Annotated in this window: 2 protein-coding genes; both read left to right on the top strand. The window is 59.0% G+C overall.

Features of this window, described 5'->3' with window-relative positions; translation table 11 throughout:
* The first annotated feature begins 250 nt into the window (after nt 1-250).
* On the top strand, nt 251-1546 hold the full coding sequence (locus tag WCA53_RS29035; protein ID WP_423919232.1) for a glycosyltransferase: 1296 nt from the start codon (nt 251-253) through the stop codon (nt 1544-1546).
* Nucleotides 1547-1716: 170 nt separating this feature from the next.
* Nucleotides 1717-3512 (top strand): alpha/beta hydrolase (locus WCA53_RS29030; protein ID WP_423919229.1); only part of this gene is annotated, 1796 nt, incomplete at its 3' end.

The following is a 3512-nucleotide window of genomic DNA, read 5'->3' as shown; positions in this document are numbered from 1 at the left end:
CGGGCGCAATACACGCCGTCTCACCAGGTTCGACAATTCGAACGCGTGCTGCTTGCGGCCGCGGCACATCACGGGCGACGCGAGCATTGTGCGCCGCCAGGCACCGGCTGACCGTGATGCTTGAGCTTCTTTATCGCCGGGCCCCTCCGGATGTCGACGCAACCCTGGCGCTTTGCAAGTCGCGCGCGACGGCAAGGGTAATGCGCACAAAAACCAAATATCGACTTTGTTTCGCCGCTCTGGAGGCTTTATGAAAAAGCGCGTTTTGATGGTGCTGACCCGGGATATCCCGGCAACACCAACCAATGGCCGCGAACGTACGTTGAGTTTCATTCGCGACGCGCTGCGCGCCGACGCGAAAGTGACCGAATTCAAGATCCGCTCCGTCTTTGAAACGGGCAGCTTCCTGGTCAAGCTCGGTGCCGCGTCTCGCCTCGCCGAGGGCCTGCTGCGCGGCGTGCCGTGTGCGTTGCAAGTGGCCATGTTTTCGAACGCGCTTAGGCGTCGCACACTCCTCGACACGATTCACGCACTCAAGCCGGACCTTATTTATGTCGATGGCGTGCGCCTCGTTGACTACGTCGTGTTGATCCGCGAGAACGTGCCGGGTTGCCGGATCATCGTCGACTTCGACGATCTCATGTCGCGTCGCGCCAATATCCTGCGCGAGGCGGCTTTGCCGGTATCGCCGGGTTACCTCGACAAATCGATTCCGAAGCCCTTCGTCAAGATCGTCAACTCGAAGCTCATTCGAAGCGTCGTCCTGCGTTATGAAGCGCTGGCGTTGAAGCGCCATGAATCGAGAGCCGTCAATTGCGCGAATGCCGTCACGCTGGTTTCTCTCGCTGACGCCGCGACGCTCACGCAGTCGCTCAATAAAGCGGCGCGCAAGAAAGTTCATGTGATTGCACCGCCGATGGATCTGGTGAAGCCATTGATGCGTCCGTCGAGTCCTTTGCGCTTTGTCTTCATCGGGTCGGACAGCCAGTTGCAAAATCGGCTGGCTATCGAATATCTGGTGGCGCTTTGGAGACGGCTGTTAATACCCATTCCCTTGGTCATCTTCGGCAAGATGTCAGGACCGTACGAAAGCGTTTCGAATGTTGTATTCGCCGGTTTTGCTAAAACACTCGACGATGTTTATACCCAAGGATCTATCGCTTTATGCCCGACGTTTCTTCGCGGAGGCATCAAATCGAAAGTAATCGAGGCTATCTCATATGGCTGCGTTCCCGTGGGTAATCTCGCCGCGTACGAAGGACTGGGTTTCAGCGACGATGCGCTCGCCATGAAGGACGCGCGCCTGGAGCAATTCGTCATTGACCCCGTGTCGAGTATGGATCTTGTGCTGGAAGCCGCCGTGCGCTTCGCAGCGTACTGCGATCGCAATTACCGCACGCAAGTGTTCAGGCGCCGCTGGCGCGAATTGCTTGCACCGGCGCCCCGTCTCGCGCGGCCGGAAGCCGCGCTGGCGCGGGAACTGCTACAGAAGCCGGAACTGGTGGAAGAGGGCATTTTCATTCATTCCCAGGATCGGCGACTTTGAAGCGCAGGGTCTCAATAGCGCTATCATCATTTGAATGTACGATGGCTAACGGTTCGGGTGAATCGTATGCGTAATATCAATACCCTCAGGCAAACGGACGCGGCGCATTAAATAAGAAGACCGTAATGTATTTGTTGGGGTATTTCGCAATGGTGGGTAAGACAATGCCAATGAAACCTGTCGTATTCGAGGGCTGCTTTGGATGGCTGCACGCGGCGAATGGGAATCGAGGGGTCGTGTTGTGCAACGCATTCGGACATGAGGCTGTCTGGAGCCATAAAGGCATGCGGCACCTGGCAGAAGCGTTGTCGGCGCGCGGCGTTAGCGTGCTGCGTTTTGATTACCGCGGAACGGGCGATTCGATCGGCGCAGACGGCGCGAGCGATCAACTCGAAACGGCGGTGGCCGACGTGCGTGCCGCCATTGAAGAACTCAAGCGGAACACCGGCGTGACCCACGTGACGCTATGCGGCTTTCGACTGGGAGCCGCGCTTGCCGTTCTGGCGGCGCACGAGTGCACTGTCGATGAACTCGTGCTGTTGGCGCCGGTGGTCAACGGGCGCAGTTACGTGCGCGAATTGTCGATCGTTCGCAAGACCTGGTTCGACCAGCTCGCGGCGACCGTGCGAGCGTCGCAGCCGACCGACGCGCCTTTGAACGTTCTCGGACAGGTTTATGGCAAGGATTTCCAGGCTGCGCTGAGCGCACTGGACCTGGGTCGTGTGTCGAAGGAAAGCGTGACCCGGCTAGCCACGCGCGCATTAATTTTCGATATCAGGCCTGGCGCCAGCGAACCCCTGCGCACGAATCTCGGGGTGCTTGGCGTGGAAGTCGAGTGCCGGCCTTTCGACGGATATATCGCCTTCCTGCAAGAGACGGCTTTCTCGAACATGCCGGATAGCGTTTTCGCAGCCACCATCGACTGGATCACGGGCGGACATTCGCCGGAGCCCCGTGCGGGCGGTGCCATGCCGTATAGCGATTGGGACGTGAACCTTACAATAAAAACACCCGAATCGATCGAGTATCCCGTGAGAATCGGCGAGGCCGGTTTATTCGGTGTCCTAGCAAAGCCGCGTTTCAGGAGAGTGAAGGGACCTGTGTTATTGATCACGAACACGTCGGCGAGCGCGCATATTGGCGACAGTCGTCTTTCCGTGCGCGTTGCCCGTGAGATGGCGCGGCAGGGCATTCCGTCGCTGCGTTTCGATGCACGCGGCATAGGCGATAGTCCCGCGTTGCCTGACGAGTTGTCGGGGGGAAGCCAGTTCAGCGCCATTTACTCGGCCAATACCGTCGATGATGTCGCGCAGGCTGCTGCCTGGCTCAGGGAACAGGGTTACGAAGGGGTTGTATCGTTTGGCGTGTGCTCGGGTGCGTACAGCGCGGTGCGCGCTGCGTTGGTTACGTCGGCGCTATCGGGTGCAATTGCGGTGAACATGCAGAGTTTTTATATGCCTGAGGGATTCACGCCCGAGACGATAGCGAGGCGGGAGCTCAATTCCGTGGCCGGCTACATGTCGTCGATGTTCCACCTTTCGCGCTGGAAACGGATCTTTAGCGGCGAGCGCAGCTTGATGCCGATCTTTCGTCTCATGGCGGGTCAGGTCGCCGCGCGGGTACGCTTGCGCGTGGTGGATTTGATGCGGGTGCGGCCGGAGGTTGATGCTGTCGACGCGGTGCCTTCCGATCCTCGCGGCGTGGTGAGCGCGCTGCAACGCAGGGGAGTGCAGACGTTACTGGTGTATGGCGCGTTTGACAGTGGCCTGGATATTTTGACGGCGCATTTCGGGAGAAAGGGCAACCGTTTATCGCAGTTTCCGGCGGTGCGCCCGGCTATTTTCGATGATATTGATCATGCGTTGTTCAGTCCGGCGGCATCGGCGAGGGTCACTGCGTTGACGGCGGGATTTTTGAAAGGTTTGTATGCACGGGAGCGGCCAGCGGCGTCGGAGCGTCCGACTGC

It is taken from the genome of Caballeronia sp., assembly GCF_049581465.1.
Taxonomy (GTDB): domain Bacteria; phylum Pseudomonadota; class Gammaproteobacteria; order Burkholderiales; family Burkholderiaceae; genus Caballeronia.
The sequence above is the reverse complement of the archived record's forward strand: the minus strand, read 5'-3'. Positions and strand labels throughout refer to the sequence as shown.

Coding starts and splice junctions, on each gene's coding strand:
- WCA53_RS29035 (WP_423919232.1), top strand. CDS start 251: ATGAAAAAGCGCGTTTTGATGGTGCTGACCCGGGATATCCCGGCAACA.